12 protein-coding genes are annotated in these 14,860 nt (G+C 67.8%); 7 read left to right on the top strand and 5 right to left on the bottom strand.

Annotated features, from left to right (window positions below):
* Window positions 1-153 precede the first annotated feature (153 nt).
* Entirely contained in the window at window positions 154-846 is a 693-nt protein-coding gene (locus tag ACFXNW_RS10335; RefSeq protein WP_379417310.1) for a TetR/AcrR family transcriptional regulator, read from the top strand.
* Window positions 847-948: 102 nt separating this feature from the next.
* On the opposite strand, the gene ACFXNW_RS10330 is transcribed toward ACFXNW_RS10335, so the two are convergent.
* Both ACFXNW_RS10330 and ACFXNW_RS10325 read right to left on the bottom strand, forming a co-directional pair.
* Window positions 949-2,037, bottom strand: a complete 1,089-nt coding sequence (locus ACFXNW_RS10330; protein ID WP_379417309.1) for a diacylglycerol kinase — start codon at window positions 2,035-2,037, stop codon at window positions 949-951.
* Between the two features lie 10 nt (window positions 2,038-2,047).
* Window positions 2,048-2,839 (bottom strand): SDR family oxidoreductase, encoded by a 792-nt coding sequence (locus ACFXNW_RS10325; RefSeq protein ID WP_379417308.1) that lies wholly within the window; start codon window positions 2,837-2,839, stop codon window positions 2,048-2,050.
* A gap of 95 nt (window positions 2,840-2,934) precedes the next feature.
* Between ACFXNW_RS10325 and ACFXNW_RS10320 the strand changes: the two genes are divergently transcribed.
* Window positions 2,935-3,819: a helix-turn-helix domain-containing protein gene (locus ACFXNW_RS10320; RefSeq protein WP_379417307.1), complete on the top strand. Its 885-nt coding sequence runs from the start codon at window positions 2,935-2,937 to the stop codon at window positions 3,817-3,819.
* A gap of 15 nt (window positions 3,820-3,834) precedes the next feature.
* Here the strand turns inward: ACFXNW_RS10320 and ACFXNW_RS10315 are convergent, their stop codons facing one another.
* Entirely contained in the window at window positions 3,835-4,545 is a 711-nt protein-coding gene (locus ACFXNW_RS10315) for a histone deacetylase (RefSeq protein WP_379417306.1), read from the bottom strand.
* A 28-nt stretch (window positions 4,546-4,573) separates the two neighbouring features.
* On the bottom strand, window positions 4,574-5,302 hold the full coding sequence (gene lexA, locus ACFXNW_RS10310) for a transcriptional repressor LexA (protein ID WP_379417305.1): 729 nt from the start codon (window positions 5,300-5,302) through the stop codon (window positions 4,574-4,576).
* A gap of 289 nt (window positions 5,303-5,591) precedes the next feature.
* Here lexA and ACFXNW_RS10305 point away from each other — a divergent pair, with 289 nt between their 5' ends.
* From ACFXNW_RS10305 to nrdR, 3 genes are all read left to right on the top strand, one after another.
* On the top strand, window positions 5,592-6,119 hold the full coding sequence (locus ACFXNW_RS10305; protein WP_379417304.1) for a hypothetical protein: 528 nt from the start codon (window positions 5,592-5,594) through the stop codon (window positions 6,117-6,119).
* Between the two features lie 165 nt (window positions 6,120-6,284).
* A complete protein-coding gene (locus ACFXNW_RS10300) occupies window positions 6,285-7,538 on the top strand; it encodes a hypothetical protein (RefSeq protein WP_379417303.1) in 1,254 nt (417 codons plus the stop codon).
* Window positions 7,539-7,746: 208 nt separating this feature from the next.
* Window positions 7,747-8,217, top strand: a complete 471-nt coding sequence (gene nrdR, locus ACFXNW_RS10295; protein WP_379417302.1) for a transcriptional regulator NrdR — start codon at window positions 7,747-7,749, stop codon at window positions 8,215-8,217.
* Between the two features lie 44 nt (window positions 8,218-8,261).
* Here the strand turns inward: nrdR and hrpA are convergent, their stop codons facing one another.
* The gene (gene hrpA, locus ACFXNW_RS10290) at window positions 8,262-12,479 is read right to left on the bottom strand and encodes an ATP-dependent RNA helicase HrpA (protein ID WP_379417301.1); all 4,218 of its coding nucleotides are present in this window, start codon (window positions 12,477-12,479) and stop codon (window positions 8,262-8,264) included.
* Between the two features lie 239 nt (window positions 12,480-12,718).
* Here hrpA and ACFXNW_RS10285 point away from each other — a divergent pair, with 239 nt between their 5' ends.
* A complete protein-coding gene (locus ACFXNW_RS10285; protein WP_379417300.1) occupies window positions 12,719-13,372 on the top strand; it encodes a Pr6Pr family membrane protein in 654 nt (217 codons plus the stop codon).
* Window positions 13,372-14,595, top strand: coding sequence for an aspartate aminotransferase family protein (locus ACFXNW_RS10280; protein WP_379417299.1), 1,224 nt, complete (start codon window positions 13,372-13,374; stop codon window positions 14,593-14,595). Before ACFXNW_RS10285 ends, ACFXNW_RS10280 begins: the two co-directional genes overlap by 1 nt.
* Window positions 14,596-14,860: the final 265 nt, after the last annotated feature.

The following is a 14,860-nucleotide window of genomic DNA, read 5'->3' as shown; positions in this document are numbered from 1 at the left end:
TCAGGATCGCGGGTGCCGGTGGGAGTCGGCGGGGAAGGGCAGGCACGGAAGTCTCCGGATTCTCGATGTTCGCTGGGTTGTTCCCTGGCATCGTCCGATAGCTCGTCGTTAAAGTCAACAGTGTGTGAAGTTTTTTCGGGATAAGCTCCCCGTGTGCCTTCGACTCAGCGCAGACGCTCGGCGACCCGGAAGGGCAGGCCCGTGCTCACCCGTACCGGTATCGCTGCCAAGGCCCTGGAAATCGCCGGGGCACAAGGCTTCCCGGCCGTCACCATGCGGACCCTTTCCGCCGAGCTCGGCGTGACGGTGCGCGCGCTGTACAACTACGTCGACGACCGGGCAGAGGTGATCGACCTCGCCGTCGAGGCGATGCTGGCCGAATGGGAAGTGCCCGACCTGGAGTCCGGCAACTGGGAAGAATCGGTGGCGGCATATGCCGCGGGGATGCGCGCGCTGTACCGCAGGCACCCACGCGCCCTGCTGGTCTCATTGGACGAAACTGCGAGTCCCGCAGCCATCCACCCGAACCGGCTGATGAATCCGGATCGGTTCCTCGGGCTGTTGCGTGCGATCGGCCTCACACCCGTGGCGGCCATCGCCACACACCGTCAGCTGTCTCTGCTGCTGTTTTCGTTCGCACTGCTGGTCGACTATCCGGCCGATCGAGAAGGACGCACCCTCATCGACTCATCCCCGGTCCCGGCGACATGGCTCGACGCCCATGCCGACCTGCCACTACCACATCTGACCGAGGCCGCACAGGCCGCGCCGACGTCGGTCGACGCGCAATTCGACGAGCTCGTCGCTACCGTAGTCGGCCGCGTGCGATCACAGTTGCCGTCCTGATCGGCGGTGTTGCCGTCGCGACGGCGGACCGCAGGTGCGCGACCGTACCAGGTGGATCCGCGGTCGGACGGCTCGCGCGGATGGAATGACGACGAAAAAGTGTCAGCTGATGCGGTCGTCGCCCCGTGCGGCGAGTCCGGCTCCGGTGATCAGCGGCAGATCGAGTGTCGTGCGGATGCCCGCCGGGGCCGCCACCACTGCGGAAATGGCGTTGACCAGGCGCATTGCGGTGCCGACGAGGCTGGCGTGGTTGTGGTCGCCGTTGTCGCTGAACATGGCCAGGTCGAGGGTGTAATGCGGTTCGCCGGTGACTTCCACCCGGTACGAGCCGCCCTCGCGCGCCGGTTGCGGCCAGTCCGGGGCGATATCGGCGCGCAGGCGGGTGATGTGTTCGAGCACGGTGACCGCGCGCTCGCCCACCATCCCGCGCACCTCGAAGCGCAGACCGGCCGCGGTGCCCTTCTCGATGGTGCCGGAGTCGATGTCGAAGGTTTCCGGCGCAGGCACTCGCTCGTAGGTCTGGGTGACGGCGTCGAGTTCGATATCGAGGCCGGCGGCCAGTTGACGGACCACGCTGCCCCAGGCCAGTGACAGCACGCCGGGCTGCAGCAGCAGCGGCGTCTCGTCCATCGGCTTACCGAAGCCCATGATGTCGAACATGACGGCCGGGTTGTCGTAGGTCGAATAGTCGACGATCTCGATGCACCGCACCTGGTCGACTCGACGGCAGGTTCCCAGCAGCGCCATCGGCAGCAGATCGTTGGCGAAACCCGGGTCGATTCCGTTGACGAACAGCGACGAATTACCCGTGGCGGCAGCCTTTTCCACGGGGACGAGCAGCTCGTCCGGGATCACATCCCACGGGTACTGCAGGAACACCGGTGCGCTCGCCACCACATTGATCCCCGCCGCGAGCAGCACCCGCAGTTCCTCGAGTGCCTCGACCAGCCGGTTGTCGGTCATGGCCGTGTAGACAACGCAGTCGGGCTTCAGCGCCAGGATGCGCTCGGTGTCGGTGGTGGCCAGAATGCCGGTCGGCGCCATACTCACGAGTTCGCCCGCGTCGTGGCCGTCCTTGTCCGGACCGGAGACCCGCACGCCGACGAGTTCGAGCCGCGGATCGTCGATTACACCGGCCAACGAGTGCTGTCCGACATTGCCGGTGCCCCATTGCACTACGCGATATGTCATCGTCGTCACCTCACAGATCGGGAAGGGGGATGTCGAGATTCGGTGCGATGAGGCCGCCGTCGACCTCGAGCACCTTGCCGGTAAGGAAATCGCCCGCAGGCGAGGCGAGAAACAGTGCCGCCGAGGCGATATCGGCCGGATCGCCCAGCCGGCGCATCGGGGTGGCCTGTTCGAGTTTCGAACGCATCTGCTCGTTGCCCGCGACGATCTCGAGGGCCGAGGTGAGAATCGATCCGGGCGCGATCGCGTTCACCCGGATGCGCGGGCACAGATCGAGTGCGGCGCTGCGGGTGTAGTGCGCGAGCGCCGCTTTCGCGGTGGCGTAGGCGGCGAACGCGCGGCCGGGCAGCCTGCCCATCGTCGAGGTTACGTTGATGATCGAGCCGGTACCCGCGGTGTCGAGGATCTTCGGTACGGCGGCGCGCACCAGGGTGTGCGCGGTGCCGACATTGAAGGTGAAGGCCTTGGCCAGATCATCGGCGCTGGTGTCCAGCAGCGGTTTCGGCATCGCGCCGCCCACGTTGTTCACCACGGTATCCAGGCGGCCGAACTGTTCGACGGCCGCGTCCGCCAACGCGGCGGCCGCGTCGAGATCGGCGAGATCGGCGACCACCACGTGTGCGCGCTGCCCGGTCGCCTCGATTCGAGCGGCGACCTCGCGCAGATCGGATTCGGTGCGCGCCGCGATCACCACGTCGGCGCCCGCCTCCGCGAATCCGACCGCGATCGCCGCCCCGAGACCGCGCCCCGCGCCGGTGACGACGGCTACCCGGCCGTCGAGCCGGAATCGATCCAGAATCATCGCCGCGTCCTCCTAGGTGTCGAATACTCGACTATCATTCGGCGAATAGTCGATGCAGTGTAGGGCGGTACGTGCCCGGCGACAAGGGGTTGACGATGTCTATAGCGGGGTCGCCGCCGACGCGACGGGTCATCGCGGTGGTCGAGCTGCTCACCGAATCCGATCGTGGGCTGAGTGCATCGGAAATCGCGGCATCGCTGTCGCTCGCGCGCGCCACCGTCACGGCGGTACTGGCCGAACTCACCGGAGCGGGATGGGTGCGCCGCGACGATGACCTGCGGTATCGGCCGGGTCCCGCGCTGGCCAAATTGTCGCCCGCTCCACCCGGAGCACCCGGCGCGGCCGTGCAGGCCGAATTGGCCGCGCTGGCTTCGGCCGCCGGCTGCGGTGCCACGCTCAGCCGCATCGAGAGCGACCAGCTCACGGTGGTGGCCAAGCAGTACGCCGATGCGCGGGTGGTACCGGGGTTGACTGTCGGGCAATCGCTTCCGCTGGCGTATCCGGCCGGTGCCGCGGTCATGCCGTGGCGCACCGACGCCGAGCGTCGCGCGTGGCTGTCGACCGCGTCGGGTGCCGGCCGCCGAGAGGCACCCGCATTGCTGCGGTTCGTCGCGGGCAATGGCTATGCGGTGTTCCGGCCCGACGCCGACGATGCCGGTCTGGTCGACGTTCTCGCCGATCTGCTGGGAGCGGTGGGTGCCGAGGTGCTGCAGCCGCAACTACGGTCACGGGTATTGCGGCAGTTGTCGCGGTTGACGGCGCGGCCCTACACCGACGTCGAGGTCGCCGCGGAGGAACCGTTGCCGGTCAGCTACCTGTCCGCGCCGGTGTTCGATGGTGCGGCCGCGCCCTATGAGGTCCAGATCGGGCCGCTGCGGCCCGCGGTCCGCAGGGCCGAGCGGGCGGGCTATATCGAGGCGATTCGGGCGGGCGCACAGGCGATTTCGGCTGCCTTCGGGAAGCCGCCGGGCATAGCGTGAACACCTCGGCGCTCCTCACGGGTATGGCTCGCCGGAGTCCTGGCCGCCGGCGGGTGGTGGCGCTGGGGCGTCCTCGCTCAACAATGTGGCCACGGACGCGGTGGTCCAGGTGAGGTCGGCGCCGGGGCGGGTGGCCAGATAGGCGGCGGTGCGCTGGATCGTCCATCCGTGGGAGGCGATCAGCCCGCGGGCCAGGTGCCGCAGGTAGGCGGCGGCCGGGGGGTTGCCCGCGACATCGTGGCATCCCCACGGAGCGGTGAAAGTGAGGATCGGGTAGCCGTCGCGGATGCCGGCGTAGACGAGGGTTTCGTACCGTCCCGGACCGAAGCGGGCGCGTCCGGTACCGACTGCGGTGGAGAAATCCAGATCCGTGCCTGGTTCGCGGTACATCTCCTGTGCGGCGATATCGCTGAACTGGGCGGCGGTGAGCAGGTAGGCGTGTGCGGCGGTGTGGTCGGCGATGTCGGGGTCGTAGAAGGCGCGTCCGCCGGTCCAGACGGCGGATTCGGTGGCGAAATACAGCAGCCCGGGCAGCAGCAGCGGCACCGAATTTCGCGGCGGTGTGGCGTCACGGCAGCCGGGTAGGGTCATGACACCGCCGTCCGGTGCACCGCCGTGCAGATAACAGCCCAGACGCTGCGGATTCATATTGGAGCCGTAGCTGGCGTACCAGACCAGCTCCGTCGAGGGGACTTGCGAATCCCCGACGGCCGCATCCGACCTCACGCGACCGCCGGGACACACGACATGGCTCTCAGATCTTGCGAATGACCGTGACGACCTTCCCGAGAATCTGGGCGTCGTTACCGGGGATCGGCTCGAAATGCGGGTTGTGCGGCATCAGCCAGACATCCTTGCCCGACCGTTTGAACGTCTTGACCGTCGCCTCGCCCTCGATCATCGCGGCGACGATATCGCCGTTGTCGGCGACGTTCTGCTGCCGGACCACGACCCAGTCGCCGTCGCAGATGGCGGCGTCGACCATCGACTCGCCGACCACCTTCAGCAGGAACAGCGACCCGTCGCCGACCAGCTCCTTGGGCAGCGGGAAGACGTCCTCGACGGCCTGTTCGGCCAGGATCGGGCCACCGGCGGCGATACGCCCGAGCACGGGGACGAAGGTCGGTGTGGGCCGATCCGGGTCTGCGGCGGCGACATCGGCGCCCCCGCCAACGGCGGCCAGGCTGGTGACAGCACGGACCGCCTCGTCCAAGCCGCGCACATCCACCGCGCGCGGCCGGTTCGGGTCGCGGCGCAAATAGCCCTTGCGTTCCAAGGTGCGTAGCTGATGCGCCACCGAGGACGTCGAGGTGAGGCCGACCGCGTCACCGATCTCGCGGATGCTCGGCGGGTAGCCGCGCTCGCTCACCGAGGTGCGGATCACCTCCAGCACCTTGCGCTGACGCACGGTGAGATCCGTTCCGGTCCCGGCTGTTTCGGTGCCGAGACCGCTCCCGTCGCCCGTGCCGTCTGTCTGGCTCACCGTTGCCGCCCTTTCGTGTCGGTGCCCGGCTCGACCACGCCGTACCGGAGTCGATGTCGTTCTCTGAATCTAGTCCGGTCGGCGCGATGTATCAAACATCTGTTCGACGCATGTCCGGCGTTTCTACTGACTTTGTCGGTGCGCCGTGGTAGAAATCGAACATCAGTTCTTTCGAACAGGTGATCGAATGAGGGTCGATCGGCCGGCAATGCCGCAGGTAGAGCGACCGGCCGCCGCGAGGTGCGGCGGGTGACAGCAACGACGGGGTATCACCACGGAGGTTTGTCCGATGAGCACAGCGATCAGCGAAATCGACACGGCCACAGTCGGGCACGGGGGCTCGGGTGGCCCTGCGGGTGCGCGGCCCGGCCTCGTTTGTGACAGCGAGGAGGGGCGCACGGCCGCGCCCGGGTCATCGCCCGACGCCCTCCATGACGGCGGGCGGGAAACCGCGACGGCAGTTCGGGTTCGTCCCGCTCGCAGTGCTCGGACCCGCGGCGCGATCTATCGCCCCACGGATCGGCGTCCGCGCGGAGCCGGCCCGCGAGCCGGTGTGGTCCGCTACGACTCGCGCCCGGTCCGGCTCGTGCCGTCGGGGTACGCGGCGCGACCCGAGGAGCGGGTGGAGCAGGCTCAGGTCGGCTTCGCGGTTCTCGCGATCTCTGCTCTGCTGAGCGCGCTGGTGGTCACCGTGCTGATCGGCATCGCCCATCTGCGTGCGGAAGCGGTGACCCCGCAGCATCATCCGGACGGTCCCGCGATCGTCGAGCCGGAAGCGCCGATGCCTGCGGGCGGTCTGTCCGGTGTGCCGCGCTGAGTGAACTGATGCCGGATGCGGGCGCGCGGGCGTCGACGCGCAGGCGACATCGAGGATCGGCCAACACCCGTGGCCGAATATGTTGATCGACAACTGAAACACGTTGCTAGTGTGCTGAACACCTGAATTCGGCAACGTCGCCGACAACTGAACCGGGACCGCATGATGCCTCAGCACACCGCCGGATACCGCCTCCGGTTTCTCGCCAGGACCGCCGTTGTTCTTCTCTGTCTGCTGTTCGGGTTCGCCTCCGTCCCGGTCGCGCACGCAGTACCGGCGTACACGCCCTACCTCGATCTGCCCGCCGTCAACGACGACGGCTCCGCGGGTGGCGGGCTGAATCCGGCCCTACCGCTGGACGAGCCGACGTTGCGAATCGCGCTGGATCAGGCCAGAGCCGACGGCGTGGCACCCCACCGCTACGCGACGCTGCTGCATCAGTATTGGCTGGTGGTCGCGGTGGACAATGCTGGAATCGACCTGGCGGCATGGGATCCGGGTCGCGGACCCGCCGCAGGAGAGCGGACGTTCAACCAGGTCTACGTCAATTACCTTCGCCTGGCGTCCGGGCATCCGGAGTTCTGGTGGGCGGGGCTGGCGGGAATCGCCGGCGGGTCCTTCGCGTCCGGATATTTCGATATGAGCGATGTCGGCCGAGTGATCGATCTGCCGGGAATCCATCAACTCGGCAACGTGGTCGCCGATCTGCTGCGACACACGCCAGAAGAACTGGTGCGCGGGCTCCCCGACGACATCCGACTGCTGGCCACCGAGGGTCCACGTTTGAGCATGGACGATCTGGTCTGGTACCAGATCCGGTTGATGACCATGCAGAAGCACATCTTCATCGACCTGGTGCCGATGCACGAGGCCTACCTCGCGCAAGGGCCGGCAGGTATCGATGAGATGTACCGTGCCGGGATCCTCGACGATGGCCTGCGTACCGCCTGGGATTCGGTGGCCTCAGGCACCCGCGCCGGATACATCGACGCGCTGATCCGGATGACGGACCGGGAGCAGAATCATGTCGTCGCCGATCAATGGGACGTCACCGCCGCCGGCCGTGGCGCGATGGGGCGCGTGCTCACTTATGTGAGCACCGTGGCCGGTAAGGCGGGCGTTCCGGGTGTGCGCGCGCCCGGAGTTTTCGAGCCCGCCACCGTCACCGCCGAGCTGGGTGGGCGGACGTTGACGCTGCGCACCCCGCTCCCGGGCTGGAACTGGGCCGATCGCGGTGCCCGCTGGACCTACATCACCGGCGATCTGGTGCCACGCCATATCGATATGAAGTCCGACGCGTCGCTGGCGGCTGCCGTCCTGGCCGAGCCGTTCTGGGACAAATTGGCGCGCGGGCGCCTGCTGCAGCGCCTCCCCGACGTCATCGCTGACATGACGAGCCAGTGGCAGCTCACCGGTTGAGTTCGACAGGTACCTGCGGCAATCGCGGGGTGAGCACCACCGAGCCGAACCCCACGCGGGTATTCTCGAAGTGCTATGGAGGTATACCGGAGTTCACCACGGGTGTACCCGGTGCCGGGCACCACCCCGGCCCACGCGCTCGCCGGACGGTTGGCCCCGATCGGCAACCGGCCCGGACGCGAGCGTACGCATCGACGAAGGATCTCGGATGCACTGCCCGTACTGCCGGCACCCTGACTCCCGGGTGGTCGACTCGCGCGAGGCCGATGAAGGCGCGGCGATCCGCCGTAGACGTTCCTGCCCGGAATGCGGACGCCGTTTCACCACGGTCGAAACCGCGATCCTGTCCGTGGTCAAACGCAGCGGAGTCACCGAACCGTTCAGCCGCGAAAAGGTCATCCGCGGGGTGCGCCGCGCCTGCCAAGGCCGCGAAGTCGACGACGACGCGCTGAACCTGCTCGCACAGCAGGTCGAGGACTCTGTCCGGGCCAAAGGTTCGCCGGAAATCCCCAGCCATGAGGTCGGCCTGGCCATCCTCGGCCCACTACGCGACCTCGACGAGGTGGCGTATTTGCGATTCGCTTCGGTCTACCGGTCGTTCACCTCGGCCGAGGATTTCGAGCGCGAAATCCAGGGCATGCGCCAGGCGCGCGCCGCCACGGTCGGCTCCACGGACTGAGGGCCACACCGTTCAGAAGCAGATGCCCGGCGGGCACCGAACACCTACCGGCGGATCATGCCCATCGCCTTCTGGATCCGCTTGGCCGACACCGGGTACGGCGTGCCGAGCTTCTGCGCGAACAGGCTGACCCGCAGTTCCTCGATCATCCACCAGATCTCGGCCACCTCCGGCGCGCGGCGGCGCGGTTCGGGCAGCCCGGCCAGCAATCGGTCATAGGCCGCCAGCACCGTGTCGATCTCGGCCATACCCTGCCGATCGCGCACCGCCGAGCCGGGCAGGGCCTCGAGCCGCACCGCCGCGGCCAGCAGGTATCGCGGCAGCTCACGTAGTCGCGCGCTGCCCCATTCGGAGATGAAGCCGTCGAACACCAGATCGGCGAGTTGATCGCGGACGTCGTCGGCGATATCGCGTTCGGCGGTGGTCGCCAATGCCGTCGACACTCGATGAGCCTCGGTCAGCACCGGCACCGCCAGCCGCACCATGCGTGCGGCTGCGGCGGCCAGTTCCGGCCGGACCTTCGCCACCAGCGCCTCGAACTGTTCGGGGCGGTAGACCGGTCCACCGGCCGCGGCGATCAGCTCATTCGCGGCGGCTGCGCGGCAGTCGGCGACCAGGCCGTCGAGCGAACCGTACGGATTCTGACTCACCACCAGCCGGTCGGCGGGCGACAGGCCCGCGGTTACCGCACGTAACGAGGTCGGGATGGCGCGCAACACCAGTTCCCTGGTACCGGCTCGCATGGCCGTGGCCTGCTCGGCGGGGGAGCTCAGTACTCGCACTGCGACACCCTCGTCCTCAGGGACCAGGGCCGGATAGCCGGTGATGGTCTGCCCGGCTACCTCCCGTTTCACTGTCGGTTCGACCGTGCCGAGCGACTCGGCGGTCCACACGAGTGCGGGTGCGCGCTCCGCCCCGGCCGTGGCGCGGGCGACCGACTTCGACACCTGCTCGGCCAGCTGCGTTTTCAAGCGCGCGAGGCTCTTGTCACGGGTGAGCACCGTGCCGCGGTCGTCGACGGCGGCGAAGGTCATCCGCAGATGATCAGGCAGTGCCGCGGGATCCAGATCGTTCGGTGCGATCGGCACCGCGCCCAGCCGTGACAGCTCCCGAGCCAGCCCGGTTCGCAGCGGTTCGGCGCGCGGGGTCAGCGCAGCCAGAGCGGCAGCGGCGAAATCCGGTGCGGGTACCACCGCGCGGCGCAGATTCTTGGGCAGCGTCTTGATCAGCGCGGTCGCCAGCTCGTCGCGCATACCGGGCACCAGCCAGTCGAAACCCATGGCACGCACGTGCGCCAGCTGCGCGACCGGTATCCGTGCGGTGACGCCGTCGTCGTCGTTGCCGGGTTCGAATTGGTAGGTGAGCGGGAAACTCAGCTCGCCCTGGCGCCAAGTGTCGGGGAAGTCGGTCGGGTTCAGCGTCGCGGCGCCCTCGTTGACGACGGTGTCGGAGGTGAAGTCGAGCAGCGCGGGATCTGTGCGCTCGGCCGTGCGCCACCAGCTGTCGAAATGACGGGTGGAGACGATATCGGCCGGCACGCGCCGGTCGTAGAACTCGAACAACACCTCGTCGTCGACGAGGATGTCGCGGCGGCGAGCGCGATGCTCTAGATCGGCGACGTCGTCGAGCAGTTCCCGGTTGCGGTGGAAGAACTCGTGCTTGGTCTGCCATTCGCCCTGCACGAGCGCGTGGCGCAGGAACAGTTCGCGTGAGATGACCGGGTCGATGCGTCCGTAGTCGACCGGGCGCTGAGTCACCAGCGGAACGCCGTAGAGGGTGACGCGCTCGTAGGCGCGGGCGGCGCCGCGTTTGGACGACCAATGCGGTTCGGAATAGGTGCGTTTCACCAGATCACCGGCCAGGCGTTCGGCCCACTCGGGTTCCACCCGCGCCGCCATCCGGCCCCACAGACGTGAGGTCTCCACCAGTTCTGCGGCCATCACCCAGCGCGGTGGTTTCTTCGCCAGCGACGACCCGGGGAAGATCATGAACTTCGCGCCGCGCGCTCCGAGGAATTCGCGTGATTCGGCTTCCCGGACACCGATATGAGAGAGCATGCCCGCGAGTAAGGCCTGGTGGATCGCGGTCACATCCCACGGGAGGGTGTCGTCGTCGGTGCCGGCGGGAGCCGCTGCTTTCGCAGGCTTGCCCGACCCCCGGCCACCGGAGCGCTCGGGTGTGCCGCGCTTCGGTTCGGCCGCACGGCCCGGCGCCGCGTGCTCGCCGTGCGCCGACCAGCCCAGGCCCTTGGTGATGGTGCGCAACTGCCCGTGCAGGTCCTGCCACTCCCGAATCCGCAGATAGTGCAGGAATTCCTCGCGGCACATGCGCCGGAACTGGTTCGACGACAGCGACTTACGTTGCCCGGACAGGTAATCCCACAGCCGCAGGTACGCCAGGAAGTCGGAATTCTCGACGGCGAACCGCGCGTGCTTGGTGTCGGCGGCCTGCTGCTGATCGGCCGGGCGTTCGCGCACATCCTGGATCGACAGCGCCGCCACGATGATGAGCACCTCACCGAGACACCCGTTGCGATGAGCCTCCACCAGCATCCGCGCCATCCGCGGATCCACTGGTAGCCGCGCCATCTCGCGGCCGATCTGCGTCAGCGACAGGCTGCTCTCGTCGTCGGCGCGGCGACGGGCTCCGCGCTTGCGTCCACGCGGTGGGCCGCCTGCGGGGGCCGCCGCCTCATCCGTGGCTGCCGCGGCGTCGTCCACTGGGCGAGTGCTGCTCTCGGCAGCGTCGGTGACGGTGGACGTGCCCTGTGCCGCACCAGTCGTCTGCGGAGAAGCTTGCGGCGCACCGACAGCCCGGCGGGCGAGCGCACCCAATTCTTCGAGCAACGCGATGCCGTCGCGGATCGCGCGGGAATCGGGCGGCTCTACGAACGGGAACTTCTCGATATCACCGAGCCCGAGCGCCGTCATCTGCAGGATGACCGCAGCGAGGTTGGTGCGCAGAATCTCCGGATCGGTGAACAGGGGACGGGACTCGAAATCGTCCTCGGAGTACAGACGGATGCAGATGCCATCGGCCACTCGACCACAACGCCCGGAACGCTGACGTGCCGAGGCCTGCGACACCGGTTCGATGGGCAACCGCTGCACCTTGGTGCGCATCGAATAGCGGGAGATGCGCGCGGTGCCCGGATCGACGACGTACCGGATCCCCGGCACCGTCAGCGAGGTCTCCGCGACATTGGTGGCCAGTACGACCCGGCGTCCGGTGTGCGAGGCGAACACTCGATGTTGTTCGGCGGCCGAGAGCCGGGCGTAGAGCGGCAGGATTTCGGTGCGTGGCAGTTTAAGCTCGCGCAGGGCGTCGGCGGTATCGCGGATTTCGCGTTCACCGGACAGAAAGACCAGCACATCGCCGTCGCCTTCGGTGAACAGTTCGGTGACCGCGTCGCCGATGGCGTCCACCGGATCGCGGTCGAGGACACGTTCCTCCTCGTCCTCCACACCGGACGGTACCGCCAGCGCCAGCGGCCGATAGCGGACCTCCACCGGATAGGACCGGCCCGAGACCTCGACGATCGGCGCGGGGTCACCGGCGGCATCGGCGAAATGGCGGGCGAACAACTCCGGGTCGATGGTCGCCGAGGTGATGATCACCTTCAGGTCGGGCCTGCGGGGGAGTAGCTGTTTGAGATAGCCGAGCAGGAAATCGATATTGAGGCTGCGTTCGTGGGCCTCGTCGATGATGATCGTGTCGTAGTTGCGCAGCAGCCGGTCGCGTTGGATCTCCGCCAGCAGGATGCCGTCGGTCATCAACTTCACCAGGGTGTGTTCGGCGGCCTGATCGGTGAAGCGGACCGTATAGCCGACGGCGTCGCCGAGTTCGGTACCCAATTCCTCGGCGATCCGTTCGGCGACCGCGCGGGCGGCGAGCCTGCGGGGCTGGGTGTGGCCGATCATGCCGCGAATGCCGCGACCCAATTCCAGGCAGATCTTCGGGATCTGGGTGGTCTTACCCGAGCCCGTTTCGCCCGCCACGATCACGACCTGGTTGGCGGCGATGGCCGCGGCGATATCCTCGCGCCGCGCGGTGACCGGCAGCTGCGGTGGATAGCGGATCTCGGGTACGGCGGTACGACGGTTGTCGATGCGTTGCTCGGCCACCGCGATCTCGGTCTCGATGCGCCCGAGGTCGCCTCCGCGTGCCCGGTCCAGCTGCCTGCGCAGCCGATGCTCGTCGCGGAGTGTGAGAGTGGCCAGGCGGGTGCGAAGCTCACGCGGGCTGGCTGCGGTCCTGGTCATTGCGGCATCCAGCCTAGTGGACACCCACCGGCGGAGGCTCCGCATTTTCTCGTGACGACAGCGGGTGGCGTGGCATTTGCCCAGCGTATCGGTGATGGAGCACGGTACGATCGTCGCCCAGTTCACATCTGCATGTAGCGCCAGGCGCCGCGGACAGACTCCTCGACGGTGATTGCCGGGTGTGTGCGCACCCGCGATTCGGCCGGTATGCGGGTGGCCGGTGTGCGACGATCGGCGCCATGATCACCAGCTGGGGTACACCGGCGTGGATCCGGGTGCTGCGACTTGCCTTCGGTGTGCTTGGTGTGGTGGCACTGGCCTGGATACCGATCCGCAATCTCGGCGAATCCGACTTCTCGACCGTCAACTACTTCAGCTACTTCACCATCCAATCGAATGTGCTCGGCGTCGTGGTGCTGCTCATCGGTGCGCTGGTCGATCCGAACGACCACCGCTGGCAGGTCGTGCGCGGGGCGAGCACGCTGTACCTGCTGATCACCGGCGTGGTGTACGCGGTGCTGCTGGCCGATATCGACGTCATGCTCACCGACCGGTGGATCAACGATGTGCTGCACCGGCTGCTGCCACTGGTCATGATGCTCGACTGGGTCCTGGTTCCGGTGAGCCTCGGGCTCACCGGTCGATTGCTCGGTGCCCTGCTGATCTATCCGGCGGTCTACGGCGCGTACTCGCTGATCCGCGGCCCGATCGTCGACTGGTATCCGTACCCGTTCCTCGATCCGCGCGAGCAGGGCTATGTCTCGCTGGTCATCGGTCTGGTGGTGCTCGCCGGAGGTTTCGCGCTGCTGGCGGTGGCCGTCGTAGCACTCGGCGGACTCGCACGCCGCTGGCAGGATGGACGGCGAACAGCCGCCGAAGCGAGGAGCGCCTGATGGGATCACTGTGGCACGGTTTCGCCGATATGGGCGCCGTCGAACGCGACGGCGCTTTCGTCGTCGCGCGGGGCGAGGGCGCCTACATCTGGGATGAGGCGGGCAACCGGTACTTCGACGCCACGGCAGGTCTGTGGTTCGCCAATGTCGGCCACGGCCGTCGCGAGATCGCCGACGCCGTCGCCGAGCAACTGTCGCGGCTGGCGCACTACTCCAACTTCGGTGATCTTGCCGCGCCCGTCACCCGGGACCTGGCCGAGCGGCTGGCCGGGCTGGCCCCGGTGCCCGGCAGCAAGATCTTCTTCACCTCGGGCGGATCGGACTCCATCGATACCGCGGCCAAGCTGGCCCGCCGCTACTGGCACGAATTGGGCAAGCCGGGTAAGTCGATCATCGTCGGGCGACGGCTGGCCTATCACGGTATGCACGTCGCGGGCACCGCGCTGTCGGGGTTGGCGCCGAACCGGGAAGGGTATGGCGAGCTGATGGCCGACGCCCGCACCATCGAATGGAACGACGCCAAAGCACTGCTGGCGTTGATCGAGGACATCGGCGCGGAGCGTATCGCGGCGTTCTTCTGCGAGCCGATCATCGGCGCGGGCGGGATCTACCTGCCGCCCGAGGGATACCTGAACGAGGTGCGCCGCATCTGCCGCGATCACGACATTCTGTTCGTCGCCGACGAGGTGGTCACCGGTTTCGGCCGGATCGGCGGATCCTGGTTCGCCTCCACCCGTTTCGGCCTCGAACCGGATCTGATGACCACCGCCAAGGGCCTCACCTCCGGCTACTTACCGATGGGTGCGGTCTTCATCGCACCCCACGTGGCCGAACCGTTCTTCGCCGAGGGGGTGTGGTGGCGCCACGGCTACACCTACGGCGGTCACGCTGGTTCCGCCGCGGCCGCCATGGCCAACCTCGACATCATCGAACGCGAGTCGCTGCTCGACGCCTCCGCGCAGTTGGAAACGGCACTGCACGAATACCTCTCGCCGCTGGCCGAGCATCCTAGGGTTGCCGAGGTCCGCAGTGGTCTCGGCGCCGTGGCTGCCATTCAGCTCGTCGACCCTGCCGAAGCTCCAGCCATGGTGAAATCCCTTCGTACCCACGGTATTTCGGCGAGAGCAGCAGGCGCAGGCGCACTGCAGATCTCGCCGCCGTTCGTGACCACCGACACCCAGCTCACCGAACTCGCCACTGCCGTCAGCCGCGCACTGGGCTGAACGGCCGCAGCACCGAGCCGACGACGCGGCGGGGCTGCGCACCCAGGCCTCGGCCCGGGATCTGAAGGGGTGCTGGATCACCGGCAGGTGCTGCGTCGGCGGCGGTGGCAGGGGGCAGCGCCGAACGCACTGGATCAGCGCGGATGAAGTGCACGCGCTCCGCGCCCGACTCAGTTGCCGGCTTCCGGAAGGCAGTCGATGCGAAATCGACACGGCTGTGCGGCAAGGGGGCAGCGGGGGAATCCGCCGCAAAAAGGCGTAGGGC

Origin of the sequence: Nocardia sp. NPDC059180, from assembly GCF_042754945.1 — a bacterium.
Lineage (GTDB): Bacteria > Actinomycetota > Actinomycetes > Mycobacteriales > Mycobacteriaceae > Nocardia.
This window is presented reverse-complemented; position numbering and strand designations above follow the sequence as displayed.

What these genes read in the sequence shown, in the direction of transcription:
- ACFXNW_RS10330 (WP_379417309.1), bottom strand. Translation starts at nt 2,037, where the DNA reads ATGACATATCGCGTAGTGCAATGGGGCACCGGCAATGTCGGACAGCAC.
- ACFXNW_RS10325 (WP_379417308.1), bottom strand. Translation starts at nt 2,839, where the DNA reads ATGATTCTGGATCGATTCCGGCTCGACGGCCGGGTAGCCGTCGTCACC.
- ACFXNW_RS10320 (WP_379417307.1), top strand. Translation starts at nt 2,935, where the DNA reads ATGTCTATAGCGGGGTCGCCGCCGACGCGACGGGTCATCGCGGTGGTC.
- ACFXNW_RS10305 (WP_379417304.1), top strand. Translation starts at nt 5,592, where the DNA reads ATGAGCACAGCGATCAGCGAAATCGACACGGCCACAGTCGGGCACGGG.
- ACFXNW_RS10300 (WP_379417303.1), top strand. Translation starts at nt 6,285, where the DNA reads ATGCCTCAGCACACCGCCGGATACCGCCTCCGGTTTCTCGCCAGGACC.
- nrdR (WP_379417302.1), top strand. Translation starts at nt 7,747, where the DNA reads ATGCACTGCCCGTACTGCCGGCACCCTGACTCCCGGGTGGTCGACTCG.
- hrpA (WP_379417301.1), bottom strand. Translation starts at nt 12,479, where the DNA reads ATGACCAGGACCGCAGCCAGCCCGCGTGAGCTTCGCACCCGCCTGGCC.
- ACFXNW_RS10285 (WP_379417300.1), top strand. Translation starts at nt 12,719, where the DNA reads ATGATCACCAGCTGGGGTACACCGGCGTGGATCCGGGTGCTGCGACTT.
- ACFXNW_RS10280 (WP_379417299.1), top strand. Translation starts at nt 13,372, where the DNA reads ATGGGATCACTGTGGCACGGTTTCGCCGATATGGGCGCCGTCGAACGC.